Here is a 25,825-nt window from a genome sequence, read left to right as displayed (position 1 = left end):
TCCGGCCGCGCGCGCCGGGGCGCGAGGGTCGCTGCTGCGCCGCCTGCGGCAGGCTATTGCAGCACCACCTCCACCCGGCGGTTGCGGGCGCGGGCGGCGTCGGTGGCGTTGTTGGTGATCGGGGAGAGCGGGCCCACCCCGGCCGCCGCCACCCGTGCTGCGGCGATGCCATGGTCGCGCAGAAGCACGGTGCGGATGGCCTCGGCGCGGGCCTTCGACAGCGCGAGGTTCGCGTCCAGCCCGCCGGTGGCATCGGTGTGGCCCACGATCACCACCTTCACCTCCGGGTCTGCCTTCAGCATGCCGGCAAGCGCCGCGATGGCCGGCGCGGAACCGGGCAGGACGGAGGCATTGCCGGCATCGAAGTCGATGTCGGGCAGGCGCACGCGCCCGTCCCGGCGCAGTTCCGCAAGCAGCACCGGGGGCGTGGCGTCCGCCGCGGCGTCCTGTGGGGCCGTGGCGCCGGTCGCCGCCGGATCGGGCGCGCCCGCTTCCGCCTCCGGCGCGGCCGCGGCATCGGGCCCGGGCGGTGCGAGAATCGACACGACCTGGACATATCCGGAGCTGCCGGCCCGCGAGGCGAAGAGCACGATGCTCTCCGGCCCGTTCACCAGCGCGGTGTAATGGTAGCGGGCGAGGTCCACCTCCATCTCCGGCGCCCCGGCAAGCGGCAGCGCGAAGCGGAAGTCGAAGCCGCCACAGGCCTCGGCCGCGCAGTCATAGCGCAGCGCATAGCCCATGTCGGTGAGGGCGGAGCGGGCCGCGTCGAGCAGTTGCGCGGGGTTGAGATCGGTGTTGTCGATCCGCCAGACCTCGGTCTCGACCTGCCCGCTGCGCCCGGCGGGCTTCGGGTCATCCGGGCCGATGGGCGCGTCCGGCACCGGGAAGGCGCCCTCGCGCGGGCCGTCGGCGAGGGTGACCACCGCGCCCTCCGGCGGGCTCACCGGCAGGGCCAGCGCCGCCGGCGCCAGCACCAGCCCCCCCAGCAGCGCGAGGGCCGCGGCCGAAGCGGGGCGGCGCGCGCTCACCGCGCCTGCCCGTGGTATTCGGGGTTCGGGCGCATGGCGGTGGCCGAGGCCATGCGGTTGGTCATCGCGTAGAACCCGGCGACGGCGGCAATGTCCCAGATGTCGCGGTCGGTGAAGCCGGCGGCGCGCAGCGCGGCGCGGTCCGGCTCCTCGATGCGGTGGCTTTCCTCGGCCATCTTCACCGCGAAATCCAGCATCGCGCGCGGGCGCGGGCCGAGCACCGCCATGCGGTAATTGGTGACCAGCGCCTCGCCGAGCGCCGGGTCGCCCGAGAGGGCGCGCACCGCCGCGCCATGCGCGACGAGGCAGTAATGGCACCGGTTCACCCAGGAGACGACGACCGCGATCATCTCGCGTTCCAGCTTCGAGAGCCCGCTCTCGCCCAGCATGAGGTCGTTGTAGAGCGTGGTGAAGGCGCGCAGCTTCTCCGGCGCGAAGGCATAGGCGCGCAGCACGTTGGGCACCAGGCCGAGCTTCTCCTCGCACAGCGCGAAATAGGCGGCCGTGTCCTCGGGAAGCGGGTCTGCGGGCGGCAGGTCCAGCGCGGTGGGCAGGCGGTCGGTCATGGGGTCACTCCCTCTGGCGCGATGCGGTAGTGGTAGCGGGCGCATTCGGCCATGCCGAGGCCCTCGTAGAGCGCGCGCGCGCCGGCGTTGGCTTCGGTCACCGCGAGCGCCAGCAGCGGCGCCCCGGCGCGCAGCGCGGCACTGGCCGCAGCCCCCACGAGGTTGCGCCCCTGCCCGCCCCGCCGCGCCGAGGGGCGCACTTCCAGCGCGTGCAGCATGGCGATGTCCGCGTCGGTGGCCACGAAGGCCGCGGACACGCCTCGGTCCTTCATCCGGCCGAGCAGGTAGGCGCGCGTGCGGCCCGAACGGGCCATCACCGCGAGCCGGCCGGGCCCGATGCCACCTTCCTCCCAGATCTCGGCTATCAGCGCCAGCGGCGCGTCGCTCACGATCGCGGCATGGCCGCCGGGGTCCGCCGGGGCGAGCCGGGATGCGGGCGCGGCGTAGATCACCGTGCGGTCCACCACGCCGTAGCCGCGCGCCGCCAGCGCCGCGTCCAGCGCCTCGTCGCCGGCCGTGAGGCGGAACAGCCGCGGCTGGTTCATCGCGTCGATGGAGGTCTCGGCGCAGGCCAGGGCTGCGTCGAAATCCCGTATCGGGCCCCGGGCGCTCGCCGCGGACACCCGCTTGCCGCCGCCGCCCCGGCGCAGCCGCCAGCTCTCGGTGTCGACGATCTCCAGCGGCGCCCAGGTGGCGTCCATCGCGGCCATCAACCGGGCCGGGCCGGGCAGTTCGGTCATGCTTGTCTCCCGTTTCCTCACAGGTATAGTCTCCCCTGCTCCCGGCGCAATGCGGTGTCCGGCGAGCGCGTTCTCAGGGCGGGGTGAAATTCCCCACCGGCGGTAACGGGGAGACCCGAAGCCCGCGAGCGCCCCGGCCAGCCGGCCGGGGGTCAAGCAGATCCGGTGCGACTCCGGAGCCGACGGTCACAGTCCGGATGGAAGAGAGCGGATGAGCCTGTGCGGGCCCCTGCGGCGCGCGCGGGGCCTTTCCGTTTGCGCCTTGGGTCACGGTCGAACGAAAGGAAACACGGATATGACCACGACCCCATCTCTCCCCCGCATCGCCTTCGTGCAGGCACGCTGGCATGCGGATATCGTCGACGCGGCCCGGCACGGGCTGCTGGCCGAGCTGGAGCGGCTGCGCCCCGGCGGCGTCACCGTCGACGTGTTCGACACCCCCGGCGCCTTCGAGATCCCGCTGCTGGCGCGCCGGATCGCCGCGCGCGGGCGGCATGCCGCGGTGATCGGCGCGGCCTTCGTCGTCGACGGCGGGATCTACCGGCACGATTTCGTCGCCTCCGCGGTGATCGACGGGCTGATGCGCGCGCAGATGGACACCGACGTGCCGGTGCTCTCGGCCGTGCTCACCCCGCACCACTTCCACAACAGCGCCGAACACCTCGGCTTCTTCCGCGACCATTTCCGGGTGAAGGGCGCCGAGGTGGCGCGGGCCGCCCTCGCGGTGCTGGCCGGGGATGCCGCCCTGGAGGCGCTGGCGCCCCGGCCGGAGCTTGCGGAGGCATGACCCCCGAGCCGGAGCTTGCGGAGGCATAAGCCGAAGTGCCGGAGCTTGCGGAGTCATAAAGCGAGGAGCCGAAGCTTGCGGCGGCGTGAGCCCGAGAGCCGGAGCTTGCGGGGCAGACCCCGGGAGCCGGAGCCGGCGGAGGCATAAGCCCGAGCCAGCCGGAGTTCGCGGGGGCGCAGACCTGCCCGAGCTTGCGGAGACGTGACCGAAAAGGGCCGCCCCTCGGGGCGGCCCGTCCTGCCGGAAGGGGGCGGTTCAGCCCCGGTCGCGCAGCAGGCGCTGCTTCTGGCGGTTCCAGTCGCGTTCCTTCTCGGTGTCGCGCTTGTCGGAGAGTTTCTTGCCCTTGGCCACGCCGAGCTGCAGCTTGGCCACGCCCTTCTCGTTGAAGTAGAGCTTGAGCGGGACGAGGGTCATGCCCTCGCGCCCGATCCCCTGCCAGAGCCGGGCGAGCTGGCGCTTGTGCACCAGCAGCTTGCGGCGGCGGCGCTCCTCATGGCCCCAGGTCTGGGCCTGCAGCAGCGCGGGAATGTAGGCGTTGATCAGCCAGAGCTCGCCGCCCTCCACGGTGGCATAGCTCTCGGCGATGTTCGCCCGGCCCTCGCGCAGGCTCTTGACCTCGGAACCTGCGAGCATGATTCCGGCCTCGAGGTCATCCTCGATGAAATAGTTGTGCCGGGCCTTCCGGTTCTCGGCGGCCACGCGGCTGTTCGGGTCTGATTTCTTGTTCTGCGCCATCGCGCACAGATAGTCGGGAACGCGCCCCGCGGCAAGCTGCCGGGGGCGCAATTCCGCGCGCCGGGAGGGTCAGATCAGCCCGGCATGTTCCATCGCGGCGCGAATCTGCGCCTTGGTGGGGTCGGTGAGCTCCACCATCGGCAGGCGCAGCTCGGGCGAGCACATGCCCAGCAGCGACAGCGCGTATTTCGCCCCGGCCGGGTTCGGCTCCGCGAACAGCGCCAGGTGCAGCGGCATCAGCTTGTCCTGATAGGTGAGCGCGCGGGCGTAATCCCCGTCCAGGCAGGCGTTCTGGAACTCCGCGGAGAGCTTCGGCGCCACGTTCGCGGTGACCGTGATGCAGCCCACGCCGCCATGGGCGTTGAAGCCGAGCGCGGTCGCGTCCTCACCGGAGAGCTGGATGAAATCCGTGCCGCAGGTGATGCGCTGCTGGGAGACACGCTCGATCTTGCCGGTCGCGTCCTTCACGCCGATGATGCGCGGCAGTTTCGCAAGCTCGCCCATGGTCTCGGGCGACATGTCCACCACCGATCGGCCGGGGATGTTGTAGATGATGATCGGCAGCTCCACCGCGTCATGCAGCGCGGTGAAATGCGCGATCATGCCGCGCTGGCTGGGCTTGTTGTAATAGGGCGTGACGACGAGGGCGGCATCCGCGCCCACCGACTTCGCGAACTCCATCAGCCCGACGGATTCGGCGGTGTTGTTGGAGCCGGCGCCGGCGATCACCGGAATGCGGCCCGCCGCGGTCTCCACGCAGATCTCGATGACCCGGCGGTGCTCCTCATGGCTGAGGGTGGGCGTCTCGCCGGTGGTGCCCACGGCCACAAGCCCGTGCGAGCCCTCGGCCACGTGCCACTCCACCAGCTCCTTCAGCGCTTTCTCGTCCACCTTGCCGCCGGAAAACGGGGTGACGAGCGCGGGAATGGAACCTCTGAACATGGCTGACCTCTTGATTGAGCCCGTGTTGGTGCCTGTGGCACTCCCGCCCTCCTGCGAGCGGGACGGGGGAACCTACCCGCCTTCGCCGCCGCCCGCAAGACGGCCCATGGCCCCCGCGACGGCAGCGCGGAGACCTGCTAGACTGTCCCAAATCCTATCAGGCAGGACAGGTCCATGATTCCACGTCTCCGCATGGCTGCGGCGTTCGCCGCCGCTTATGCCACGCTCGCCGGCCCCGCGGCCCGCGCCGAGGTAGCCCCCTCCGACGGCGCCGTGGCCTCGGCCATTCTCGACGCGGCCCGCACCGACAACTGGCCCCAGGCCGAGGGCTTCGCCCGCCAGGCGGCCGACCCGGCCGCCCGCGACATCGCGCTGTGGCTGCGCCTGGCCTCCGACGACGGGGTGTGGCGCGAATATGTCGACTTCATCGCCTCCCACGCGGACTGGCCGCGGATGGAGGCGGTGCGCGCCAGCGCCGAGCGGCACATGCCCTCGGACCTTCCCCCCGCGCAGGTGAAGGCCTTCTTCGCCTCCGACCGGCCGATCACCGGCACCGGCGCCATCCGCCTGTCGGACGCGCTGATGCGCGCGGGCGACAGGCTGGGCGCGCAGGACACGATCATCGCCGCCTGGGGGCAGCTCGAGCTCACCGGGTCCGAGCGCGCGGCCTTCCAGGCCAAGTACCCCTCCGTGGTGGCGCAGTGGAGCGATGCGCGGCTCGACAACCTCATCTGGGAGGGGGATTTCGCCGAGGCGGAGGCCACCTACCCCTTCGCCTCGCCCGGACAGGTGGCGCTGGCGCGGGCCCGCATCGCCCTGCGCACGGACCGTGACGGGGTGGACGGCTTCATCGCCGCCGTTCCGGCCCGGCTGGTGAACGACCCGGGCCTGGCCTATGACCGGTTCCAGTGGCGCCTGCGGCGGGACCGCTGGGATGACGCGGAGGCGCTGATCCTGCAGCAGTCCACCTCCGCCGTCGCGCTCGGCCGCCCCTCGGCCTGGGCGCCGCGCCGGCTGTCGCTCGCCCACCGGGCGATGCGCCGCGGCGACAACGCCACCGCCTACCGCATCGCCTCCAACCACTACATGAGCACCGGCGGCGATTTCGAGGAGCTGGAATGGTTCGCCGGCTGGCTGGCCCTGCGCAAGCTGGGGGACCCGAAGAGCGCCGTCGCGCATTTCCGCAAGTTCCGCGACCATGTGGACACGCCGATCAGCGTGGGGCGGGCCGGCTACTGGCTGGGCCGCGCGGAGGAGGCCCTCGGCGACCGTTCCGCCGCCCGCTCCGCCTATGCCGATGCCGCGCGCTACCAGACCAGCTTCTACGGCCAGCTCGCCGCCGAGCGCGCCGGGCTTTCGCCCGATTCCTCTCTCGCCGGCTCCGGCCGGAAGGCGGACTGGCGCAAGGCCGATTTCATGAAACGCTCCTCCGGCCGCGCCGCGCTGATGTTCCACTACGCCGGTGAGCCGGGCCGGGTGTGGCAGTTCCTGATCCAGCTTGCCCGCCACGAGACCGACACGGACGAACTGGCCGCCGTGACCCAGATGGCGCTGGACCTGGGCTATCCGCACATCGCGGTGCGCGCGGCCAAGATCGCCGCCGGCAAGGGCATCGTGCTGATGAACACCTACTATCCGCTCACCGACCTTGCGGCGATGCGCGGCCCGGTGGCCCCGGAACTGGCCCTGGCCATCGCCCGGCAGGAGAGCGAGTTCAACCAGAACGCCGTCAGCCCGGTGGGCGCGCGCGGCCTGATGCAGCTGATGCCGGGCACGGCGCAGAAGGTCTCGCGCGAGATCGGGGTGGGCTATTCCGCCTCGCGGCTCACCTCGGACTGGCAGTACAACGCCACCCTGGGGCAGACCTATCTCGCCGGGCTGCTGAACGATTTCGGCTCCGTGCCGCTGGCCGCGGCGGGCTACAACGCCGGGCCCAGCCGGGTGCGCAGCTGGATAGACCAGTTCGGAGACCCGCGCAGCCCCGGGGTGGACATGATCGACTGGATCGAGACCATCCCCTTCTCCGAGACCCGCAATTACGTGATGCGGGTGGTCGAGGGGCTGCACGTCTACCGCGCGCGCCTGGCCGGAAAGGCCACGCCGCTGCGGATCGCGGCAGACCTCGGCGAGGGCAAGTAGCGCGGGGGCCCGGGCCGCGGGGGCGAGGCGAATCGCTTGCCAAGCGGCCGGCGTTCCTGCTTTGTACGGGCATGGCACATATCCCCCTCACCCTCGCCGGATGCCGGCTGGAGGCCCGCTCCGGCGGCGCGCTCTGGTGGCCGGCGGAGCGCCTGCTCTGCGTGGCGGACCTGCACCTGGGCCGCGCCGAGCGCATGGCACGGCGCGGCGGCGCCCTGCTGCCGCCCTACGAGACGCGCGACACGCTCACCCGCCTCGCGGCGGAAATCGACGCCTGCGCCCCGCGCTGTGTGGTCGCCCTGGGCGACAGTTTCGACGATGACGCCGCCGCCGCCGGCCTCGACGCGCAGGAAAGCGCCCTGCTCGCCGGCCTCACCCGCCGCGCGGACTGGGTGTGGATCAGCGGCAACCATGACCCCGCCGGGCCCGGCGGCCAGGCCCGCGCCACCCTGTCGCGCGGCCCGCTCACCTTCCGCCACATCGCCGACCCGGGCGCGCTCGGCGAGATTTCCGGCCACTGGCACCCGAAACTGCGCGTGAGCCTGGGCGGGCGCGGGCTCAGCCGGCCCTGTTTCCTGGCGGATGACGCGCGAATCGTGCTGCCGGCCTTCGGCACCTACACCGGCGGGCTGGACTGCCGGCGCGCGCCGCTGGCCGGGCTGATGCGGCCGGGGGCACGTGCGGTGCTCACCGGTCAGCCCATGCTCAGCCTGCCGCTTCCGGCGGCGGGCGCCCCCCCCTGCGCGCCGCCGGCGCGCCACCATCACGGAGATCGGACATGACAGACACCGGCTGTTCCGGCGGCTGCCCCTGCGGCGGCGTGGCCTTCGAGGGCGCATTGGAGAGCACCCGCGTGGTGGCCTGCCACTGCGGGCAGTGCCGGGCCTCGTCGGGCCATTTCTGGGCCAGCGCGGGGCTTCGCGAGGTGCGGATCAGCGGCGAGACGCTGCGCTGGCACCGCTCCTCGCCCGGGCATGAGCGCGGATTCTGCGGGCACTGCGGGGCCTTCCTGTTCTGGCGGCCGGTGGGCGCCGCGCGGGTGGCGGTCTCCGCGGCGGCGGTCACCTCCGGGCCGGCGCTGCGCCTCGACCGGCACATCTTCACCGCCGACAAGGGCGCCTATTACGAGATCACCGACCCCCTGCCCTGCTTCGAGGGCGACGACACGGCACCTGGCGCCACCCCCTGGTATCCCGCCCCCTCCTCCGCCTGAGCCAGCGCCGGTTGGCGCTCTCCGGCACGCCCCCGGACCCTCGCGCAACGCCACGTGCTTCCGCCGGGATGGCCTGCCGGGATGGCCTGCCGGGATGGCCTGCCGGGATGGCCTGCCGGGATGGCCTGCCGGGATGGCCTGCCGGGGGGCGGCCCGGCGGCAGGGGCGGGCTCAGGGCGCCGGGTTGGTCCAGCGCGCGTGAACCGCGTTCACCGCGGCGTCGAGCTCGGGCGTCCAGTCGATCTTGAGAGAGGCGAACACCGTCTCCAGCTGCTCCGGGTTCGCCGCGCCGAAGATGGACGAGGCCACCCAGGGCTTGGAGACGGACCAGCGCAGCGCCATCGCATTCGGGTCCAGCCCGAAATCGGCCGCCACGCCGAGATAGGCACGGATCGCGTCCTCGGAGGAGGCACCCTCATAGCGGGTCATGCGCTCTCCCATGAAGCTCTTGCGCGCACCCGCCGGCACCTTGCCGTCGAGATACTTGCCGGAGAGATAGCCCTGCGCCAGCGGCGAGTAGGTGAGCAGGCCCACGTCCTCCATCATGCCCACCTCGGCCAGACCGTTCTCGTAGATGCGGTTCAGCAGGGAATAGGGGTTCTGCACGCTCACCGGGCGGTCCACCCCCATGGCCTCGGCCAGGGCGATGCATTTCATCGTGCCCCAGGGGGTGTCGTTCGACAGGCCCCAGCTGCGGATCTTGCCGGCGGCGATGAGCTGGCCCATGGCGCTCACCGCTTCCTCCAGCGGCACCCAGTCATCGTCGAAGGGCACGAAGCCGTGGCGGTCATTGGCAAAGCGCGGCGACTGCCGGTCCGGCCAGTGGATCTGGTAGAGGTCGATCACGTCGGTCTTCAGGCGGCGCAGGCTGCCTTCGACGGCCTCCAGAATGTCGCGGGACGAGACGCGCGGGGTCCGCCCGGGGCGGATCCAGGTGTTGTCGTCATTGCGGCCGGCCACCTTGGTGGCGAGGAGAATGCGGGTGCGCGTGCCGCGCTCCGCCATCCAGTCGCCGATGAACTCCTCCGAGCGGCCGACATACTCCGCCGCCGGGGGAATCGGGTAGATTTCGGCGGTATCGAAGAAGTCGCAGCCGACGTCCAGGCAGCGGTCCATCTGCGCCCAGGCCGCTGCGCGATCGAGCTGGGTGTGAAACATCATCGTGCCGAGACCGAGGACAGATACCTCGAGCCCCGACCTGCCGAGCGGGCGTTTTTCCATGTCCGGTGTCCTGTGCGGGATTTTTCTGCTGTGCGGATCGCATAGGGAGTTTACCCGCCATGCCGGCGGGCACAACCCCAAGGCACCGATCCCCGGAGCGCCGGGCGCGCCAACCCGCCGGGCCACGTCGCCCAGCACGCCTGCCCGCCCACCGGACACCGCCGGAGGTGGGCGTCGAAGCCCCGGGCCCGGGAGGGAGCCCGCCCCCCACGCCCGCCCGGCTCCCGCCCCGCACACCCGGGCGGCCCCGCGCAGGGGCATCCCCATCGCGCCGCCGGGAGGGGAGCCCGCGCAGCCCTCGCGGCAAGCCCGACAGGATCAGACGGCGAGGCCTTCCGGCTCCGGCAATCCGTGCACTCGGGCGCAGGCGGTGAGCGTGTTGGCCAGCAGGCAGGCGATGGTCATCGGCCCCACGCCGCCGGGCACCGGGGAAAGCGCGCCCGCCACGGCGGAGACGGAGGCGAACGCCACGTCGCCCACCAGCCGGGTGCGGCCCTCTCCGGCGTCGATGCGGTTGATGCCCACGTCGATGACTGTGGCGCCGGGCTTCACCCAGTCCGCGGTCACCATCTCCGGGCGGCCCACGGCGGCGACCAGGATGTCGGCCTGCCGGCACAGCGCCTCGATGCCGACGGTGCGGCTGTGCACGATGGTCACAGTGCAGCTCTCGCGCAGCAGCAGCGCCGCCATCGGCTTGCCCACGATGTTGGAGCGGCCGATGACCACGGCGTGCTTGCCCGACAGGCTGCCCAGCCGGTCGCGCAGCATCATCAGGCAGCCGAGCGGCGTGCAGGGCACCATCGCCTTCTGCCCGGTGGCCAGCAGGCCGGCGTTGGAGATGTGGAACCCGTCCACGTCCTTCGCCGGGTCGATGGCGTTGATCACCTTCCCGGCGTCGACATGCGCCGGCAGCGGCAGCTGCACCAGGATGCCATGCACCTGGGGATCGGCGTTCAGCCGGGCCACGATGTCGAGGATCTCGGTCTCCGCCGCATCGGCCGGCAGGCGGTGCTCGAAGGACTGCATGCCGCATTCCAGCGTCTGCCTGCCCTTGTTGCGGACATAGACCTGGCTGGCCGGGTCCTCCCCCACCAGCACGACCGCGAGGCCGGGGACGAGGCCATGCGCCTCCTTCAGCGCGGCAACCCCCGCGGCGACGCGGCTCCGCAATCCGGCCGCGAAGGCCTTTCCGTCGATGATCTCTGCGGCCATCACATCCTCCTGTCACAGGCAACGGCCCGCGCGCGGACGGCGGGCCGTGACCGGGTTATAGGAGGGTTGGCGGGCTCAGAACAGCCCCTCGATATTGCCGTCCGCGTCCAACCGGATGCGCTCGGCGGCGGGCTGGCGCGGCAGGCCCGGCATGGTCATGATGTCCCCGCAGATGGCCACCACAAAGCCCGCCCCGGCCGAAAGCCGCACCTCGCGCACCGGGATGGTGAAGCCGGTGGGCGCGCCGCCACGGGTGGGGTCGGCGGTGAAGGAATAGGGGGTCTTGGCCATGCAGACCGGCAGGCTGCGATGCCCGGCCTCCTCCCACGCGCGGAGCTGGGCGCGCACGCGCTCATCGGCCACCACGCCGTCGGCGCGGTAGATCTCGCGCGCGACGGTGTCCATCTTGTCGAACAGCGACATGTCGTCGGGGTAGATCGGGCTGAAGTTGCGTGCGCCGCCCTCGGCCAACGCCACCACCTTCTCCGCCATGCCGGTGATGCCGGCAGAGCCCCGCGCCCAATGATGGTTCACCACGGCCTCCACCCCGAACTGGCGGCAGAAGGCCTGCACGGCGGAAAGCTCGGCCTCCGTATCGGTGACGAAATGGTTGATGCCCACGATCACCGGCACGCCGAATTTCTTCACGTTCTCGATGTGCCGGGCCAGGTTCGCGCAGCCCGATGTCACGGCCGCGACGTTCTCGCCGCCCAGGTCCGCCTTCGCCACGCCGCCGTTCATCTTCAGCGCCCGGACCGTGGCGACGATGACCACCGCATCCGGCGCCAGCCCCGCCTTGCGGCACTTGATGTTCATGAACTTCTCGGCCCCGAGATCGGCGCCGAAGCCGGCCTCCGTCACCACGTAATCGGACAGGCGCAGCGCCGTGTCCGTGGCGATGACCGAGTTGCAGCCATGCGCGATGTTCGCGAAGGGGCCGCCATGCACGAAGGCCGGGGTGTTCTCCAGCGTCTGCACCAGGTTGGGCTGCATCGCCTGCTGCAGGAGCACGGTCATCGCGCCGTCGGCCTGCAGGTCGCGGGCGTGAACCGGGGTGCGGTCACGCCGGTAGCCGATGATGATGTCGCCGAGCCGGCGCTGCAGGTCCGCGAGGTCGGTGGCGAGACACAGGATCGCCATCACCTCCGAGGCCACGGTGATGTCGAAGCCGCTCTCGCGCGGGGTGCCGTTGGCCGGGCCGCCGAGGCTGGTGACGACCTGGCGCAGCGCGCGGTCGTTCATGTCCATCACCCGGCGCCAGGTGACGCGGCGCGGGTCGATGTCCAGCGCGTTGTCCCAGTGGATGTGGTTGTCGATCATCGCGGCGAGCAGATTGTGGGCTGAGGTGATGGCGTGGAAATCGCCGGTGAAATGCAGGTTCATCTCCTCCATCGGCACCACCTGCGCGTGGCCGCCGCCCGCCGCGCCGCCCTTCAGGCCGAAGCAGGGCCCGAGCGAGGCCTCGCGGATGCACACCGTCGCCTTCTTGCCGATCGCGCGCAGCCCGTCGCCGAGGCCCACGGTGGTGGTGGTCTTGCCCTCGCCGGCCGGGGTCGGGTTCACCGCCGTCACCAGGATGAGCTTGCCGCGCGGGCGGTCCTTCAGCCCGGCGATGTAGTCCGCGGACAGCTTCGCCTTGTCGTGGCCGTAGGGGATCAGGTCCTCCCAGGGGATGCCGAGCGTCGCCGCCACCTCGCCGATGGGGAGTTTCTGCGCGTCGCGGGCGATCTCGATATCGGTTTTCGGGGCCATGAGGGCTGTCTCCTGCTCACACCGGGTCGGACTGCGGCGCACGGGGGGACGCCGGCGCAGCCTGTTTCGCATCGGAAACTTTCTCCCGCAAGCGCCTTCTGACGCGCGGTGGAAGCGGCTCAGCGCCGGGTGAGCACGATGAACATGCGCGAGAAGGGAAACAGCACGCCGCCCTGCGCATCCGGCGGATACGGCGCGCGGAGAGCGGCGTCATAGGCGGCGAGGAACGCGGTCCGTCCCGCCGGATCGAGCTTGCCGAGCACCGGCAGGGCCGCAGTGGAGCCGGTGAAATGCCGCACCGGATGGCCTTCGGGCACTGGCGCCAGCCGCTGCAGGTACCGGGTTTCCCAGATGTCGACCTGTCCGAAACCGCTCAGCGCGGCGTGGTACTCCGCCACCGGCGCCACGGGAGGGCGCCACTCCTCCCAGTCGAACAGGTCGGGGAACATCCGGGCCGAGACGCTGCGCAGCAGCGCGTGCGAGGGCGCGCCGGTCTGATCGGGCATCTGCACCGCCAGTGCCGCGCCGGGGGCGAGGTGCTCCGCGATGCCGCGCATCACGGCGCGGTGCTCCGGCACCCAGTGCAGCGCGGCGTTGGAAAACACCAGTGCCGGCGGAGCTTCCGGCTGCCATCGCGCGATGTCGGCCTGCGAGAGCCGGTCGTAAGCCCCGGTCGCGCCGGCCTGTTCGAGCATGTCGGGAGAGAGGTCGAGGCCGAGGAGCCTGCGCTGCGGGAAGCGGCTGCGCAGCGCGGGGCCGACAGCGCCGGCGCCGCATCCCAGATCCACCACGTCGCCCGGCGGCAGGCCCTCGGGCACACGGGCGAGCAGGTCGAGGGCGGGGCGCAGTCTCAGATCGGTGAACCTTGCATACTCCGCCGGATTCCAGACCTGTGATTGCGCCCCTGCCATGTCCCGGCTCAGTTCGGCTGTGGCTCCAGCCCGCCCTCGCCCGGCTTCGGGCGCGGCTTTCCGGCCTTCGGCATGGAGATGACCCCGGAGATGCCACCCGGCGGCGGCGGCACCGAATCGTCGCCGCGGTTCAGGCGCTCACCGGCGATGACGCGGGTGATCTCGTCCCCCGTCAGCGTCTCGTATTCCAGCAGCCCGCGGGCCAGCCGCTCCAGGTCCTGATTCTTCTCGGTCAGGATCCGGCGGGCGGTGGCGTAGCCCTCTTCCACGATCTTGCGCACTTCGTGGTCGATCACCTGCTGGGTGTCCGGCGCCGCGTTGGTGCCGTTGCCCGTGGGGCCGAGGTAGCTCTCGCGCTCATTGGCGTAATCGATGTTGCCAAGCGCCTCGGACATGCCGAACTGGGTGACCATGGCGCGGGCGATGCGGGTAACCTGCTGGATGTCGGAGGCGGCCCCCGAGGTCACGTTGTCCTCGCCGAAGATCAGCTCCTCGGCCACCTTGCCGCCCATCGCCATCGCCACCTTGGACTTGTACTTGGTCTTGGTGACGGAGAGCTGGTCCCGCTCGGGCAGCGAGAGCACCAAGCCCAGGGCGCGGCCGCGCGGGATGATGGTCGCCTTGTGGATCGGGTCATGCTGGGGCACGTTGAGCCCCACGATCGCATGGCCGGCCTCGTGGTAGGCGGTGAGCTTCTTCTCGTCCTCGGTCATGGCGAGGGAGCGGCGCTCGGCCCCCATCATCACCTTGTCCTTGGCGGATTCGAAATCCTCCATGGTCACGAAGCGCTTGCCGGTGCGCGCGGCGGTCAGCGCGGCCTCGTTCACCAGGTTGGCGAGGTCGGCGCCGGAGAAGCCGGGCGTGCCGCGGGCGATGACCTTGAGGTCGACGTTCGGGGCCAGCGGGGTCTTGCGGGCATGCACCTCGAGAATGCGCGAGCGGCCGTTGATGTCCGGGTTCGGCACCTGGATCTGGCGGTCGAAGCGGCCGGGGCGCAGCAGCGCGGGGTCGAGCACGTCGGGGCGGTTGGTCGCGGCGATGAGGATCACGCCCTCATTCGCCTCGAACCCGTCCATCTCCACGAGGAGCTGGTTCAGCGTCTGCTCGCGCTCGTCGTTGCCGCCGCCGTAGCCGGCGCCGCGATGGCGGCCGACGGCGTCGATCTCGTCGATGAACACGATGCAGGGGGCGTTCTTCTTGGCCTGCTCGAACATGTCACGCACGCGGGATGCGCCGACTCCGACGAACATTTCCACGAAGTCGGAGCCCGAGATGGTGAAGAAGGGCACGCCCGCCTCCCCCGCGATGGCACGGGCGAGCAGCGTCTTGCCGGTGCCCGGAGGGCCGACGAGCAGCGCGCCCTTCGGGATCTTGCCGCCGAGGCGGGAGAATTTCTGCGGGTCGCGCAGGAACTCGACGATCTCCTCCAGCTCCTCCTTCGCCTCGTCGATGCCCGCGACATCGTCGAAGGTGACGCGGCCGGAGCGTTCGGTCAGCAGCTTGGCCTTGGACTTGCCGAAGCCCATGGCGCCGCGGCCGCCGCCCTGCATGCGGTTGAGGAAGAAGATCCACACTCCGATCAGGAGCAGCATCGGCAGCCAGAAGGACAGGGTCGACATCAGGTTCGAGCGCTCCTGCGGCACAACGGTAATATCCACCCGGTGCTGGCGCAGCTGCTCCACCACGTCGGAAGAGCGGGGCTGGACCACCTCGTACTGGGTGCCGTCATTATCTTTCGCGCGGATTGTCTCGCCGTCAATCTGTACTGACGCGACCTTCGACCCTTCGACCCTGTTCAGAAAGTCCGAATAGGATACCTCGTTTGCACGCGTGCCGGGGCCGCCCGAATTGAATACGTTGAAAAGTGCGACCAGCAGCAGGATCACAATCGCCCAGAAGGCGAGGTTCTTCGCGTTGCCCAAGGCGTCCTCCAGAGGAACGGGTTTCCGCCGGTCCCCGAAGGGCCGGCGCGTTGGTGCCTAACATAAGCTCTGCACGGGCGGATTCAACGACAGGTTAACACCCTGCGTCGTCTTGCATCTTCGATCGTCCATTCTGCCGACCATGCGGCGGCGCGTCCGTCGGCCGGGTATCCGCAGGCCGGAGCGGCGATCAGGCTGTCATTGTGCCAGATCGCGGGGGTTGCGTGCAAGGTCTCCGCCGCCACCCCGCCGGGCGGGCGCCCGGTGACGGCGAGCCCGGCAGGCCCGAGGGCGGCGAGGCTGAGCCCCTCCGGCACCGGGGCGGAACAGCGCACCCGCCAGCGGCCGTCCCAGAGCTGATCGCGCCGCGCGGGCACGGGCGGCGGGCAGGCGCGGGGCTCCCGCCGCAGCACGAGCCCCTCCCCGCGCCGGCGCCAGAGGCAGCCGTGCAGGCTTCCCGCCGGGGCCTCCGCGCCCAGCATCGCCTCCGCCGCACGTTCCAGCGCCGCGCGCCGCGGCGGATGGCGCCGGCCGGACACCGCGGTGAGCAGGTCCGCGAGCAGTTGCAGGCGCACGCTGCGCGGGGCGGCGCGCAGGGGGGCGGGCCGCAGGCAGGCCTCGCCCTCCGCGCTCCAGGAAAGTGCTGCGGCGGCAAGGGCCTGGCCGGCGTGGTCGAGGGCGTCGCGGGCCTCGGCCATGCGGCTGGCCGTGGCCACCAGACGGGGCACGTCGAGGCCGAGCGGGGCCAGGGTGTCGAGCGCGCGGCGGGCCTTCACCCGGTCAAAGCGCGCGTCGAGGTTGGAGGGGTCCTCCGCCCAGCCCCAGCCGCGCGCCCGGAGCACGTCACGCAGCGTGTCGCGGCGGATGCCCAGCAGCGGGCGGAGCCAGAGCACGCCGCCCACCTCCGAGCGCGCCGCCATGCCGGCGAGGCCGCCGACGCCGGAGCCGCGCGCAAGGCGCATCAGGAAGGTCTCGGCCTGGTCATCGGCGGTATGGGCCAGCGCCACGGCCGCGGCCCCGCGCGCCGCCGCATGGCCCGAGAGCAGGGCGCGGCGGGCGTCCCGCGCGGCCTGGGAGAGGTTCCCCGCCCCCGGCCCCCCGTCCCAGGCCAGCGTGGCGTGCGGCAGGTCCAGTGCGGCGCAGCGCGCGGCCACGGCGGCGGCTTCCGCCGCGGCTTCCGCGCGCAGCCGGTGGTCCACGGTGGCGACACTGAGGGGATGGCCGGTGGCGGCGGCCCAGTCCGCGGCAAGGGCGAGAAGGGCGAGCGAATCGCCCCCGCCCGAGACAGCGAGACAGATCTCGCCCGGCACGCCGGAGAACCCGGCAGCCAGCGCCGCGGCGGCGGCGGAGGCGGCCGCGTCGAACGTCACCCGGCTAGCGCTGGCAGCTGGCGCCGTCGCGCCCCTGCTCCAGCTTGTCGGCCAGGTCCGGCTCCATGGCGGGGAAGCGGCGCTCCACCTCGTCATAGGTGAGGCAGGCTTCCGGCATCTGGCCCAGATACTGCAGCGAGATGCCCACGCCGTAGAGGGCCTCCGGGGCGTTCGGCCCGTTCGGTTCGGCGTTGAAGGCTTTCAGATATCCCTTGGCCGCGTCGCGGAAGGCGCCGGTGGCGAGATTGGCCTGGGCCAGCTCGAAGGTCGCGTCATTGGCCAGCGGGCTGTCGGGATATTCGCCGAGGAAGGCGCGGAAGCCGGCGGCGGCCTCCTCGTAGCGCCCGGCCTCGAGCGCTGCATCGGCCGCGTCATAGGAATTCTGCTCGGAGATGGCGACGGCCACGTTCGGCGTGTCGCTCTGCCCCGCGGTCATCGGGCCGCCGAAGCCGGTGCCCCCGCCCGACCCGGCGGTGCCATCGGTCACGCCGCCGCCGAGCGCCACGGGATTGCCCAGCAGCGCGGTGTCTCCGCCCTCGATCTCGGTGAGGCGGAAATCCACGTCGGAATAGCGGCGGCCGGCGTCGTCCGCCATGCGGCGGATGTCGTTCTGGAGCTGCTCCACCCGGCCGGTGAGCAGGCGGGTGTTGTGCTCCAGCGCATCGAGCCGCTGCAGCGGGTTGCCCGCCGTGGCGGGAAGCTGGTTCCCGGTGGCCAGAAGCTGGGTGCGCAGCTGCGCGACCTCGGAATCGATGGCCTGCAGGTTCTGGCGGATGTCCTCGAGGCTTTGCGCGCTGGGTGCCGTCTGGGCCATGCCGCAGACCGGCAGGACGAGCGAAATGACAAGTGCAGTCAGACGGATGCGCATGGGCCCTCCCCTCGGGTTCCGGCAGGTTCCGGGCCGCGACTGCGGCCCGGATGTGGTCAGGAGCGTGATGCTCAGCTCATCGGCGCGCCGGCGATGACAGTAACCGCGCGGCGGTTCTGCGACCAGCAGCTTTCGTTCGAGCAGGTGGCCTCCGGGCGCTCCTTGCCGTAGGACACGGTGCGCAGGCGGCTGGCGGACACGCCACGGCTCACCAGGAAGTTGTAGGCGGCGTTGGCGCGGCGGGCACCGAGCGCGAGGTTGTACTCGCGGGTGCCGCGCTCGTCGGCATGGCCTTCGATGGTCGCGGTCACGCTCGGGTTCTGGTTGAGCCACTCGGCCTGACGGGTCAGCGTCTCCTGCGCGTAGCTGTCGACGGAGGAGCTGTCGGTCGCGAACAGCACCCGGTCACCGACGACGGTGTTGAAGTACTGCAGCGAGCTCTCCGAGATGCTGCTCGCATTCGGGTCATACGGCTGTGCCGTCATGTCCTCGTCGGAATCCGAGCAGGCAGCGAGCGTGAGGGCGGTCAGCGCCACGAAGCCGAACTTGAGGAAAGTCATGGATGGTATCTCCGGTTTCACGCCGGGGGTTCTCTCCCCCGGACTGGGTGGTCTTCGGTTTTTCTGCCGCCGGTCTCTCACAGCCGGCGGACAAAACTCATTTCAGGAGCGGCGACCAGGCCGGGTCCGATGCCGGCTGGTTCAGCGGCACCCGCCGTTCGTTGCGGCCGGTCACGTCGACGCTCCTGAGGGCCGGGGCGCCGTTCGGGCCGGGGCTCTCCCGGAAGAACATTAGCACGCGTCCGTTCGGTGACCACGTCGGGCCTTCATCGAGGAAGGACGCGGTCAGCAGTTTCTCGTCCGATCCGTCGGTGCGCATCACGCCGATATAGAAGCGGCCGCCCTGTTGCTTGGTGAAAGCGATCAGATCGCCGCGGGGCGACCAGACCGGGGTCGCGTAGGAGCCGCTTCCGAAGGAAATGCGGCGTGCGCCGCCTCCGGAGGCCGACATCACGTAGAGCTGCTGCTTGCCGCCCCGGTCGCTTTCGAACACGATCTGGCTGCCGTCGGGAGAGTAGCTCGGCGCCGTGTCGATGGCCGGGCTGTTCGTGAGCTGGATGAGCTGGCGCGAGCCGAGCGGCACCGAATAAATGTCAGTGTTGCCCCCGCGCGACAGTGACATCACCACCGAACTGCCGTCCGGCGAGAAGCGCGGCGCGAAGGTCATGCCCGGCTGGCGCTCCAGCTCCTCGCGCTGCAGCGTGTCCACGTTCATGAGGAACACACGGGGCTCGCCCGTCTGGTAGCTCATGTAGATGACTTCCTGGCTCGACGGGTTGAAGCGCGGGGTGAGCACCATGGAGCTGCCGTCGGTGAGGTAGCGCAGGTTCGCGCCGTCCTGGTCCATGATGGCGAGGCGCTTCACGCGGGCGTTCTTCGGGCCGCTCTCGGCCACGAACACCACGCGGCTGTCGAAATAGGGGTCCTCGCCGGTGATGCGGGAATAGACCTGGTCCGCCACCTTGTGCGCGAGGCGGCGCCAGTTGTCGCGGTCTCCGACAAGCTGCAGGCCCTGGCCCACCGGCTGGCCGGCGTAGACGTCCCACAGCCGGAAGCGCAGGGTGATCTGGTTGCCGCTGGTCGAGACGGCGCCGGTGACCAGCGCCTGCGCGTTGATCGCCCGCCAGTCCGCGAACTCCGGGGTGGCCTCGAAGCTGGCCGGGCTGGAGATGTAGGCGGACCGGTTGATCAGCCGGAACAGCGCCGTGCCCACCAGGTCATTGGTCATCACGTCGGTGAGCTGGGCGGCGAACTCGGCCGCGCCGGCATCCTCGGCGATGAAGACCGGCGCCGCGAACGGCATCGGCTCGACCACACCCTCGTCGATCGTGATGACCAGCGGTTTCGATTCCTGTGCCTGCACCCCGCTGACGGAGGCCAGCACGCCTGCCCCGGTCACTGCTGCCAGGAGCCATGCGACTACAAATTTCCTCGCCATCAGTATCCGATCCCTTTGCTGGGGTTGAACGTGATCTGCACGGTCTTCCACTGGCCGTACTTCTCCGCCGGCATCTTGAACGGCGCCGACTTCAGCACCGCGATCCGCGCCTGCCGGAAGGCGAGCGCGTAGGAGCCGCTGGGAGAGGCCGGCGTCACCGGCGTCACCGTCTTGCCGACCACCTCACCCGTGCGGTCCAGCTCGAACTGCACGGTGATCACCAGTTCCTTGAAATCCGCAAGGCCCTGGATCGGCCCCATGTTCCAGTTCTTCTTCACCGCGAGGCCGATGCCGTCCTTCTCCCGCGCGGTGAGCGGCGGGCCCAGGGCGGCGGCGTTCGACGTGGTCGGCTTCGGCGTGGACGCCGTCTGCGCCGGTTTCGCGGGGGCCGCGCCGGCGGGCTTCTGCGGCTGGGGCTTGGCGGCGGGCGTGGCCGGGGCCTCGGGCTGCTTCGGCTCCTCCTGCGGCGTCGCGGCGGCGACGACCGTGTCCGGCCGGCCGCGCGGGCGCTGCGCGGTGAGCGGGGCCACGGCCTCGGGCACCGGGGCCTCGGCCTGCTCGGGCACGATCTCGCTGGCGGCCTCCTTCGGGGCCTCCGCGGGCTTCTCCTCGGCCGGCTTCTCGGCCTCCTCGGACTTCACCACCTCCTCGGAGGCCACGTCGGCGGTCTTCGCCTCCTCCGGCGGCTTGGGCGCGGGGCGCGAGGCGATGCGCGGCGCGGGCGCCGGCGGCGTCGGCTTGTCGAGCGTGGTGGAGGCGGGCTTGCGGTTCTCCGTCTCCGGGTTCTGCCGGCCCACGGCATCCGGGCGCACCAGCGACACGCCCTCGTCCCCCGTGTCCGTCTCGGCGACGGAGGGGCTGGCGGGGGCCTGCGGCATCACCGGGGTCGGGCTCTCCTGGCGCAGGCCGGAGACGTCCGGCGCCGGCTCGGGCTCGGCCATCTCGGGCGTGTCCGCGGCACGCGGGCTGGGGGCCTCGGTGTCGGTGGGGGCGGTGATGTCGGAGCCGCCCTGCTCGGGCGGGGTGATCTCGGAAAGCTCTTCGCGCGGCGCGTCCGGAGCGGTGGACACGGCGGCATCGAATTCGGCCCCGGTCATCAGGTCGACCTCGGCGATCTGGATGGCCTGCGCCTCGTCGGCCTTGAACAGGTCGAGACGGAGCAGGACAGCCAGGATCAGGGCGAGGTGAACACTGCCCGAGATGATGATCCCTCTGCGCATACGCATGATGTGTCGGCCCTCCGCGCCTCCTCGCGCCTCAGTTGCCCTGGCCGTCAAGCGTGGGGCCGCCCGGGTCGGTGACGAGACCGATCCGGTTGAAGCCCCCGGCATTCAGCGCGCCCATGACCTCGGCCACGGTCTTGTAGGACACCGCGCCGTCGGCCCGCAGGAACACCTTGTCGTCCTCGCGCTCGGCGGCGATGGCGCGCAGCTTGGGGATGAGGTCGGACAGGACGATCTCCTCCTTCTGCAGCATCACCCGGCCATCGGCGGTGAGCGAGATGGTCAGCGGCTCCTCCTTCTCCGTCGGCAGGGCCGCGGCGGCCGTCTTCGGCAGCTCCACCGGCACGCCCACGGTCAGCAGCGGCGCCGCGACCATGAAGATGATCAGCAGCACCAGCATCACGTCCACGAAGGGCGTGACGTTGATGTCCGACATCTGGCGGCGGCCGCCTCCGCGCCCGCGCCGTCCGCCACCGCGTTTCATGACACCCGCGCCCATTTATTCGGCACTCCGCTCGATCTGACGCGACAGGATGGTGGAGAATTCGTCCGCGAAATTCTCGTAGTTCGCCGTGATGTGGTCCGCATCGCCGGAGAGCTTGTTGTAGAAGATCACCGCCGGGATGGCCGCGACGAGCCCGAGCGCCGTCGCCACCAGCGCCTCGGCGATGCCGGGCGCCACGACGGCGAGGTTGGTGCTCTGCTGCATCGCGATGTCCTCGAAGGCGTTCTTGATGCCCCAGACCGTGCCGAACAGGCCCACGAAGGGCGAGATCGATCCCACGGTGGCCAGCACGCCCAGCCCGCGGTTGATGCCCTCGCCCTCACGCGCAATGGTCACGTCCATCGAGCGCTCGATGCGGCGCTGGGAGCCGGGCAGCAGCACGCCCTTGCGGTAGGACCGGCGCCATTCGCTCATGCCGGCGGAGAAGATGCGCTCGATCGCGGTGCGCGGCTTGGCGCCCAGCCGGTCGAACAGGTCCTCCAGCGGCTGGCCGGACCAGAAGGCATCCTCGAACGTGTCATCCTCGCGGCGCACGCGCCGGTAGCGGATGGATTTCTCGATGATGATCGCCCAGGACCAGACGGACGCAAGGATGAGCAGAACCATGACGATCTTCACCGTCAGGGTGGCGCGCAAGAACAGCGCCAACAGCGAAAAATCGATCGTTTGCGCTGCCGCAAGGGTATCCGGTTCCATCAGTCCTGCCTCGATCCAGCCAATAAGGGCGGGCCGGGTTCTGACCCCCGGTCTCTGAAGCGCCTATCTGTCACAGACTAGCAAATTCGCAAGTGGCTGCGTGTGAAAATCGCAAAAATTCGCGTGAGTGGCGGCTTTACGCCGCTGCCGATGCCAGTGCTTTGCGCATATCGGCGGGAATCCGCTGAGGTGCGCCGGCCAGCGACATGCAGGCGAGGGTGACTCGCGCGCGCAGCAGCGCCTCCCCGGACCGCAGAACGACCTGCGACGCCACCAGGGACGCCCCCTTCACCGCGCCGAATCGGGTCTCCACCGTCAGCGTGTCGTCGAAGCGCGCCGGGCGCAGGTAATCCGCCTCGACTCGGCGCACGACGAAGACCAGGCCGGCCGCGCGCATCGCCACCTGGTCCACCCCGAGGGCACGCACCGCCTCCGAGCGGCCCCGCTCCAGGTAGCGCAGGTAATTGGCGTAGTAGACCACGCCGGCCATGTCGGTGTCCTCGTAGTACACCCTGAGGGAGAGGCTGTGCGCCGGGCCGGCGGTCATGACAGGCGCAGCCCGATGCGCGCGGCGAGGCGCAGCGCCGTGGCCCTGTCGGCGGAGGCGTCGGGCAGCGCGGGGTCGTAGGCGGCGCGCAGCAGCGCCGCGCAGCCGGGTTTCACCGCCGCCACCCGGCCCTCGCCCAGGATGTGCAGCGCGCTCGTCTCGCGGAAGGCGGTGTCCGACCACAGCAGCAGGCTCTGCACGGTCTGCGACAGCATGAGCGTGTGGGCGGGCACCGCGGCCAGGTGTTCGTCCTGGCGCAGCAGCAGGATGCAGGCGCGGATCGCCCCGCCCCCGGAGAAGCGGAAGTGCCGGTACTGGTTCGCCCCCGCCGCCTCCAGCCGGGAGATGAGCCCGCCGAGCTCCGGCAGCAGGCGCTCGAGATGCGGCACGTCGGAAAGGTCCGCCCAGTGCGCGCAGAAGAACACGATGAAGTTGGAGCCCAGCTCCGGGTCCGTCTCGGCCAGGGCGAGCCCGGCGTGGCCGGCAACCTCCTCCATCGCGGCGCGCATCGGCACCAGGGTGGCGTCGTCGGTGCCGAAGACCACCGGTGCCGGCGTGCAGCCCCAGCGCGCGAAGCGGAAGCTTCCGTCGGCGCGGGTGAACAGCGCGGCGATCTCCTCGGCCAGGTCTTCGCCGGCGCTCCGGGGGGTCAGCACGGATACGGTCTCCTCAGTGTCACGCAGGGCCGCGGGCATAGCACGCCGGCGCCGGCGGCGAAACCGCGCGCCGGTGCGGGCGCGCTCACGCATCGTCTCCGAACAGGCTCGCCTGCGGAGGCTGACGCGGCGGCGTGAGGCCGAGGTGCGTCCAGGCCCGGCGGCCCAGCATGCGCCCGCGCGGCGTGCGCTGCAGCAGCCCCTGCTGGAGGAGGAAGGGCTCGATCACCTCCTCGATCGCGTCGCGGCTCTCCGACAGCGCGGCGGCCATGGTCTCCACCCCCACCGGCCCGCCGCCGAAATTCTCCGCCAGCATGCCGAGGTAGCGCCGGTCGGCCCCGTCGAGCCCGAGGTCGTCGACCCCGAGCCGGTGCAGCGCCATGTCGGCGAGCGCGCGGGTGACGCGGCCGTCGCCCTCGACCACGGCGAAGTCCACCACCCGGCGCAGCAGCCGCCCGGCGATGCGCGGCGTGCCGCGGGCGCGGCGGGCGATCTCGCGGGCGCCGGCCGCATCGGCCTCGGCCCCCAGCAGGCGCGCGGCGCGGGTGACGATGAGTTCCAGCTCCTCCACGGTGTAGAACTCCAGCCGGGTGGGGATGCCGAAGCGGTCGCGCAGCGGCGTGGTGAGCAGGCCCAGCCGGGTGGTGGCGCCCACCAAGGTGAAGGGCGGCAGGTCGATGCGCACGGTGCGCGCCGCCGGCCCCTCGCCGATCACGAGGTCGAGAGCGAAATCCTCCAGCGCCGGGTAGAGCACCTCCTCCACCACCGGGTTCAGGCGGTGGATCTCGTCGATGAACAGCACGTCGCGGGTGTCGAGATTGGTGAGGATGGCGGCAAGGTCGCCCGCCTTCGCCAGCACCGGGCCCGAGGTCATGCGGAAGTTCACCCCCAGCTCGCGCGACATGATCTGCGCCAGCGTGGTCTTGCCGAGGCCGGGGGGCCCGTAGAACAGCGTGTGGTCCATGGCCTGGCCGCGCTGGCGCGCGCTCTCGATGAACACGCGCAGGTTGGCGCGGGCCTCCTTCTGGCCGACGAAATCGTCCAGGGTCTGCGGCCGCAGGGCGCGGTCCGAATCCTCGGGCCGGGCGTCGGGGCGGATCAGCGGATCGGGGGCCTCGGATGCAGCCATGGTCGGATCAACCTTTCAGGTCAGCCTTTCGGGGCGAGCAGCTTCAGGGCGGCGCGGATGAGGGCGGCGGTCCCCGCCTCGGGGGCCTCGGCGGCGGCGCGCGCCACGGCACCGGCCGCATCTCCCATGCCATAGCCGAGATTGACCAGGGCGGACAGGGCATCCGCCGACGCATCCGCCTGCGACACGGCCGGGGGGGGGCGGGACACGGCCATCTGCGCAGCCCCGGGCTGCGCAGTCTCCGGAGCCGGGCCCGGCTCCGGAGAGGTTTCGGGCTGGCCCGAAACCATGGCCGGCTGCGCTCCGCCCGAGCCGAGCGCCATGATGGCCGGTGCCTTGTCCTTCAGCTCGCTCACGATGCGCGTCGCGAGTTTCGGCCCGACGCCGGGCGCCGCCCTGATCGCAGCCACGTCTCCCAGCGCCAGCGCCCGGCCCAGCCCTTCAGGGCCCAGCCGCCCGAGAATCGCCAGCCCCACCCGTGCGCCCACGCCCTGCACCGAGGTCAGCAGCCGGTGCCACTCGCGCTCGATCATGGTGGGAAAGCCGAAGAGCTGCAGCAGGTCCTCGCGCACCAGCAGCTCGGTGTAGAGCGCCACGGTGCCGCCGGGCTTCGGCATCCGCGCCAGCGTCCGGTCCGAGCAGTAGACGAGATAACCCACGCCGCCGGTATCGATCAGCACGTGGTCGCTCGCGATGTAATCCACCCGCCCGCCGATCTTGCCGATCATGCCGCACCTGCCTTTTCACCGGCCTTGTCGATCGCGGCCGTCAGCCTTCCGGCGAACCGGGCATGGTGGGCGTGGCACAGCGCGATGGCGAGCGCGTCCGCCGCGTCCGGCCCCTCGATCACGGCCGTTGGAAGCTGCAGCCGCACCATGTGCTCGACCTGTCCCTTCTGCGCGTGGCCCACGCCCACCACCACCTTCTTCACCGCGTTGGGCGCGTATTCGGCCACCTCCAGCCCGGCCCGCGCCGGCACCAGCAGCGCGATCGCCCGGGCCTGGCCCAGTTTCAGCGTGCCGGCGGCGTCCTTGTTCACGAAGGTCTGCTCGACGGCGGCGGTATCGGGCCCATGCGCCTCGAAGACCACCGAGAGCTGCTCGAACAGGCTCAGCAGCCGGTAGGCAAGCTCGGTCCCCTGCGAGTGACAGGTGCCGTTCGCCACATGGACGATGCGGCTGCCGGCCACGTCGACCACCCCCCAGCCGGTGTGGCGCAGGCCGGGATCTATGCCGATGACGCGCATGGGGTCTCCCCGTTCAGATCCGAATGGTTCCAGTCACTTGCCCTTCACTAGCACGAAACGCGAACAAGGCGCCAGTGGCGATCCGTCCGCCCGGGCCACCGCCGATGCGCCCGTCTGCACGGGCGTTTCGTCCGGCCCCGCGCCGCTTCGCGTCACGGAAAGGCCCCCGCATCCACCGCGAAGCCGCAGCCGCCCTCCCCCCGCCGGACGCCCGGCACGCGGCCCCACAGCCGGGCGCATCTTGTCCCGGGGGCGCGGCGGTCCCCCGGCCCGGCGGGGCGAGAGTTTTCATTCTGCACATGGATCTGGCAATCGATGCTCCGCTTGCATGTCAGACATGCATTTTCACGGTGTTGTGTACCGAGGGATTCCGGCCTATCTGCCTCCTCGACAGGCACTCATGCCCCCACACGAATGAC

27 protein-coding genes and 1 riboswitch are annotated in these 25,825 nt (G+C 71.2%); of the genes, 5 read left to right on the top strand and 22 right to left on the bottom strand.

Annotation, left to right across the window (positions count from 1 at the left end):
* Window positions 1-53 precede the first annotated feature (53 nt).
* Genes FDP22_RS10050 through FDP22_RS10040 form a run of 3 tightly spaced genes read right to left on the bottom strand, consistent with a single transcriptional unit; the run spans window position 54 to window position 2,334 of the window.
* Complete coding sequence (locus FDP22_RS10050) at window positions 54-1,028, bottom strand: OmpA family protein (RefSeq protein WP_138571864.1); 975 nt, start codon at window positions 1,026-1,028, stop codon at window positions 54-56.
* Window positions 1,025-1,594, bottom strand: a complete 570-nt coding sequence (locus FDP22_RS10045) for a peroxidase-related enzyme (RefSeq protein WP_138571865.1) — start codon at window positions 1,592-1,594, stop codon at window positions 1,025-1,027. Before FDP22_RS10045 ends, FDP22_RS10050 begins: the two co-directional genes overlap by 4 nt.
* Complete coding sequence (locus tag FDP22_RS10040) at window positions 1,591-2,334, bottom strand: GNAT family N-acetyltransferase (RefSeq protein ID WP_138571866.1); 744 nt, start codon at window positions 2,332-2,334, stop codon at window positions 1,591-1,593. The genes FDP22_RS10045 and FDP22_RS10040 overlap by 4 nt, the downstream gene beginning before the upstream one ends.
* A 65-nt stretch (window positions 2,335-2,399) precedes the next feature.
* Window positions 2,400-2,547, top strand: a riboswitch (FMN riboswitch).
* Window positions 2,548-2,629: 82 nt separating this feature from the next.
* On the opposite strand from FDP22_RS10040, the gene FDP22_RS10035 reads away from it, so the two are divergent.
* Window positions 2,630-3,121 carry a 6,7-dimethyl-8-ribityllumazine synthase gene (locus FDP22_RS10035; protein WP_138571867.1) on the top strand — a complete coding sequence of 164 codons (492 nt, stop codon included), beginning with the start codon at window positions 2,630-2,632 and terminating at the stop codon, window positions 3,119-3,121.
* A 255-nt stretch (window positions 3,122-3,376) separates the two neighbouring features.
* On the opposite strand, the gene smpB is transcribed toward FDP22_RS10035, so the two are convergent.
* Window positions 3,377-3,856 (bottom strand): SsrA-binding protein SmpB, encoded by a 480-nt coding sequence (gene smpB / locus FDP22_RS10030; RefSeq protein WP_138571868.1) that lies wholly within the window; start codon window positions 3,854-3,856, stop codon window positions 3,377-3,379.
* Between the two features lie 69 nt (window positions 3,857-3,925).
* Window positions 3,926-4,798, bottom strand: coding sequence for a 4-hydroxy-tetrahydrodipicolinate synthase (dapA, locus tag FDP22_RS10025; protein WP_138571869.1), 873 nt, complete (start codon window positions 4,796-4,798; stop codon window positions 3,926-3,928).
* A 174-nt stretch (window positions 4,799-4,972) separates the two neighbouring features.
* On the opposite strand from dapA, the gene FDP22_RS10020 reads away from it, so the two are divergent.
* From FDP22_RS10020 to FDP22_RS10010, 3 genes are all read left to right on the top strand, one after another.
* A complete protein-coding gene (locus FDP22_RS10020; protein ID WP_138571870.1) occupies window positions 4,973-6,937 on the top strand; it encodes a lytic transglycosylase domain-containing protein in 1,965 nt (654 codons plus the stop codon).
* Between the two features lie 71 nt (window positions 6,938-7,008).
* On the top strand, window positions 7,009-7,719 hold the full coding sequence (pdeM, locus tag FDP22_RS10015; RefSeq protein ID WP_138571871.1) for a ligase-associated DNA damage response endonuclease PdeM: 711 nt from the start codon (window positions 7,009-7,011) through the stop codon (window positions 7,717-7,719).
* The gene (locus FDP22_RS10010) at window positions 7,716-8,150 is read left to right on the top strand and encodes a GFA family protein (protein WP_138571872.1); all 435 of its coding nucleotides are present in this window, start codon (window positions 7,716-7,718) and stop codon (window positions 8,148-8,150) included. The genes pdeM and FDP22_RS10010 overlap by 4 nt, the downstream gene beginning before the upstream one ends.
* A 171-nt stretch (window positions 8,151-8,321) precedes the next feature.
* Here the strand turns inward: FDP22_RS10010 and FDP22_RS10005 are convergent, their stop codons facing one another.
* The 12 genes from FDP22_RS10005 to tolQ form a co-directional block, all read right to left on the bottom strand.
* Entirely contained in the window at window positions 8,322-9,371 is a 1,050-nt protein-coding gene (locus FDP22_RS10005) for an aldo/keto reductase (protein WP_138571873.1), read from the bottom strand.
* A gap of 318 nt (window positions 9,372-9,689) precedes the next feature.
* Window positions 9,690-10,583 (bottom strand): bifunctional methylenetetrahydrofolate dehydrogenase/methenyltetrahydrofolate cyclohydrolase FolD, encoded by an 894-nt coding sequence (gene folD / locus FDP22_RS10000; RefSeq protein ID WP_138571874.1) that lies wholly within the window; start codon window positions 10,581-10,583, stop codon window positions 9,690-9,692.
* A gap of 75 nt (window positions 10,584-10,658) precedes the next feature.
* Entirely contained in the window at window positions 10,659-12,335 is a 1,677-nt protein-coding gene (locus tag FDP22_RS09995) for a formate--tetrahydrofolate ligase (protein WP_138571875.1), read from the bottom strand.
* A 119-nt stretch (window positions 12,336-12,454) separates the two neighbouring features.
* Complete coding sequence (locus tag FDP22_RS09990) at window positions 12,455-13,246, bottom strand: methyltransferase domain-containing protein (protein WP_138571876.1); 792 nt, start codon at window positions 13,244-13,246, stop codon at window positions 12,455-12,457.
* An 8-nt stretch (window positions 13,247-13,254) separates the two neighbouring features.
* On the bottom strand, window positions 13,255-15,168 hold the full coding sequence (gene ftsH / locus FDP22_RS09985; protein ID WP_138571877.1) for an ATP-dependent zinc metalloprotease FtsH: 1,914 nt from the start codon (window positions 15,166-15,168) through the stop codon (window positions 13,255-13,257).
* Window positions 15,169-15,251: 83 nt separating this feature from the next.
* Window positions 15,252-16,538: a tRNA lysidine(34) synthetase TilS gene (gene tilS, locus FDP22_RS09980; protein WP_170317651.1), complete on the bottom strand. Its 1,287-nt coding sequence runs from the start codon at window positions 16,536-16,538 to the stop codon at window positions 15,252-15,254.
* Window positions 16,539-16,542: 4 nt separating this feature from the next.
* On the bottom strand, window positions 16,543-17,406 hold the full coding sequence (ybgF, locus tag FDP22_RS09975) for a tol-pal system protein YbgF (RefSeq protein WP_138571879.1): 864 nt from the start codon (window positions 17,404-17,406) through the stop codon (window positions 16,543-16,545).
* Window positions 17,407-17,477: 71 nt separating this feature from the next.
* A complete protein-coding gene (gene pal, locus FDP22_RS09970; RefSeq protein WP_138571880.1) occupies window positions 17,478-17,966 on the bottom strand; it encodes a peptidoglycan-associated lipoprotein Pal in 489 nt (162 codons plus the stop codon).
* Window positions 17,967-18,063: 97 nt separating this feature from the next.
* Complete coding sequence (gene tolB, locus FDP22_RS09965) at window positions 18,064-19,404, bottom strand: Tol-Pal system beta propeller repeat protein TolB (RefSeq protein WP_138571881.1); 1,341 nt, start codon at window positions 19,402-19,404, stop codon at window positions 18,064-18,066.
* Window positions 19,404-20,630, bottom strand: coding sequence for a hypothetical protein (locus FDP22_RS09960; RefSeq protein ID WP_138571882.1), 1,227 nt, complete (start codon window positions 20,628-20,630; stop codon window positions 19,404-19,406). The genes tolB and FDP22_RS09960 overlap by 1 nt, the downstream gene beginning before the upstream one ends.
* Before the next feature lie 31 nt (window positions 20,631-20,661).
* Complete coding sequence (gene tolR / locus FDP22_RS09955; RefSeq protein ID WP_138571883.1) at window positions 20,662-21,126, bottom strand: protein TolR; 465 nt, start codon at window positions 21,124-21,126, stop codon at window positions 20,662-20,664.
* The gene (gene tolQ / locus FDP22_RS09950; protein ID WP_239031745.1) at window positions 21,127-21,738 is read right to left on the bottom strand and encodes a protein TolQ; all 612 of its coding nucleotides are present in this window, start codon (window positions 21,736-21,738) and stop codon (window positions 21,127-21,129) included.
* Between tolQ and FDP22_RS24910 the strand changes: the two genes are divergently transcribed.
* Window positions 21,737-21,886: a hypothetical protein gene (locus FDP22_RS24910; RefSeq protein ID WP_239031744.1), complete on the top strand. Its 150-nt coding sequence runs from the start codon at window positions 21,737-21,739 to the stop codon at window positions 21,884-21,886. The two genes, tolQ and FDP22_RS24910, sit on opposite strands and share 2 nt — an antisense overlap.
* Before the next feature lie 78 nt (window positions 21,887-21,964).
* On the opposite strand, the gene FDP22_RS09945 is transcribed toward FDP22_RS24910, so the two are convergent.
* The 5 genes from FDP22_RS09945 to ruvC all read right to left on the bottom strand — a co-directional run bounded on the left by FDP22_RS09945 (window position 21,965) and on the right by ruvC (window position 25,406).
* Window positions 21,965-22,318, bottom strand: coding sequence for a YbgC/FadM family acyl-CoA thioesterase (locus tag FDP22_RS09945; protein WP_239031743.1), 354 nt, complete (start codon window positions 22,316-22,318; stop codon window positions 21,965-21,967).
* A gap of 53 nt (window positions 22,319-22,371) precedes the next feature.
* A complete protein-coding gene (locus tag FDP22_RS09940; protein WP_239031742.1) occupies window positions 22,372-23,031 on the bottom strand; it encodes a hypothetical protein in 660 nt (219 codons plus the stop codon).
* 85 nt (window positions 23,032-23,116) lie between these two features.
* Complete coding sequence (gene ruvB / locus FDP22_RS09935) at window positions 23,117-24,160, bottom strand: Holliday junction branch migration DNA helicase RuvB (protein WP_138571886.1); 1,044 nt, start codon at window positions 24,158-24,160, stop codon at window positions 23,117-23,119.
* Window positions 24,161-24,180: 20 nt separating this feature from the next.
* Window positions 24,181-24,888 carry a Holliday junction branch migration protein RuvA gene (ruvA, locus tag FDP22_RS09930; protein ID WP_138571887.1) on the bottom strand — a complete coding sequence of 236 codons (708 nt, stop codon included), beginning with the start codon at window positions 24,886-24,888 and terminating at the stop codon, window positions 24,181-24,183.
* A complete protein-coding gene (gene ruvC / locus FDP22_RS09925) occupies window positions 24,885-25,406 on the bottom strand; it encodes a crossover junction endodeoxyribonuclease RuvC (protein ID WP_138571888.1) in 522 nt (173 codons plus the stop codon). Before ruvC ends, ruvA begins: the two co-directional genes overlap by 4 nt.
* Window positions 25,407-25,825 lie beyond the last annotated feature (419 nt).

It is taken from the genome of Paroceanicella profunda (assembly GCF_005887635.2).
Taxonomy (GTDB): domain Bacteria; phylum Pseudomonadota; class Alphaproteobacteria; order Rhodobacterales; family Rhodobacteraceae; genus Paroceanicella; species Paroceanicella profunda.
Note: the sequence above shows the minus strand (reverse complement) of the source record. Positions and strands in the feature narration are given on the sequence as shown.

Bases quoted from the DNA above. Each gene is read 5' to 3' on its own strand.
- ruvC (WP_138571888.1), bottom strand. From the start codon at position 25,406: ATGCGCGTCATCGGCATAGATCCCGGCCTGCGCCACACCGGCTGGGGG.
- smpB (WP_138571868.1), bottom strand. From the start codon at position 3,856: ATGGCGCAGAACAAGAAATCAGACCCGAACAGCCGCGTGGCCGCCGAG.
- FDP22_RS09990 (WP_138571876.1), bottom strand. From the start codon at position 13,246: ATGGCAGGGGCGCAATCACAGGTCTGGAATCCGGCGGAGTATGCAAGG.
- FDP22_RS10035 (WP_138571867.1), top strand. From the start codon at position 2,630: ATGACCACGACCCCATCTCTCCCCCGCATCGCCTTCGTGCAGGCACGC.
- pal (WP_138571880.1), bottom strand. From the start codon at position 17,966: ATGACTTTCCTCAAGTTCGGCTTCGTGGCGCTGACCGCCCTCACGCTC.
- tolB (WP_138571881.1), bottom strand. From the start codon at position 19,404: ATGGCGAGGAAATTTGTAGTCGCATGGCTCCTGGCAGCAGTGACCGGG.
- ybgF (WP_138571879.1), bottom strand. From the start codon at position 17,406: ATGCGCATCCGTCTGACTGCACTTGTCATTTCGCTCGTCCTGCCGGTC.
- FDP22_RS09945 (WP_239031743.1), bottom strand. From the start codon at position 22,318: ATGGCCGGCGTGGTCTACTACGCCAATTACCTGCGCTACCTGGAGCGG.
- pdeM (WP_138571871.1), top strand. From the start codon at position 7,009: ATGGCACATATCCCCCTCACCCTCGCCGGATGCCGGCTGGAGGCCCGC.
- FDP22_RS24910 (WP_239031744.1), top strand. From the start codon at position 21,737: ATGACGATCTTCACCGTCAGGGTGGCGCGCAAGAACAGCGCCAACAGC.
- FDP22_RS10045 (WP_138571865.1), bottom strand. From the start codon at position 1,594: ATGACCGACCGCCTGCCCACCGCGCTGGACCTGCCGCCCGCAGACCCG.
- FDP22_RS10010 (WP_138571872.1), top strand. From the start codon at position 7,716: ATGACAGACACCGGCTGTTCCGGCGGCTGCCCCTGCGGCGGCGTGGCC.
- FDP22_RS09995 (WP_138571875.1), bottom strand. From the start codon at position 12,335: ATGGCCCCGAAAACCGATATCGAGATCGCCCGCGACGCGCAGAAACTC.
- FDP22_RS09960 (WP_138571882.1), bottom strand. From the start codon at position 20,630: ATGCGTATGCGCAGAGGGATCATCATCTCGGGCAGTGTTCACCTCGCC.
- folD (WP_138571874.1), bottom strand. From the start codon at position 10,583: ATGGCCGCAGAGATCATCGACGGAAAGGCCTTCGCGGCCGGATTGCGG.
- tolR (WP_138571883.1), bottom strand. From the start codon at position 21,126: ATGGGCGCGGGTGTCATGAAACGCGGTGGCGGACGGCGCGGGCGCGGA.
- FDP22_RS10040 (WP_138571866.1), bottom strand. From the start codon at position 2,334: ATGACCGAACTGCCCGGCCCGGCCCGGTTGATGGCCGCGATGGACGCC.
- ruvA (WP_138571887.1), bottom strand. From the start codon at position 24,888: ATGATCGGCAAGATCGGCGGGCGGGTGGATTACATCGCGAGCGACCAC.
- dapA (WP_138571869.1), bottom strand. From the start codon at position 4,798: ATGTTCAGAGGTTCCATTCCCGCGCTCGTCACCCCGTTTTCCGGCGGC.
- ruvB (WP_138571886.1), bottom strand. From the start codon at position 24,160: ATGGCTGCATCCGAGGCCCCCGATCCGCTGATCCGCCCCGACGCCCGG.
- FDP22_RS10020 (WP_138571870.1), top strand. From the start codon at position 4,973: ATGATTCCACGTCTCCGCATGGCTGCGGCGTTCGCCGCCGCTTATGCC.
- tolQ (WP_239031745.1), bottom strand. From the start codon at position 21,738: ATGGTTCTGCTCATCCTTGCGTCCGTCTGGTCCTGGGCGATCATCATC.
- FDP22_RS10005 (WP_138571873.1), bottom strand. From the start codon at position 9,371: ATGGAAAAACGCCCGCTCGGCAGGTCGGGGCTCGAGGTATCTGTCCTC.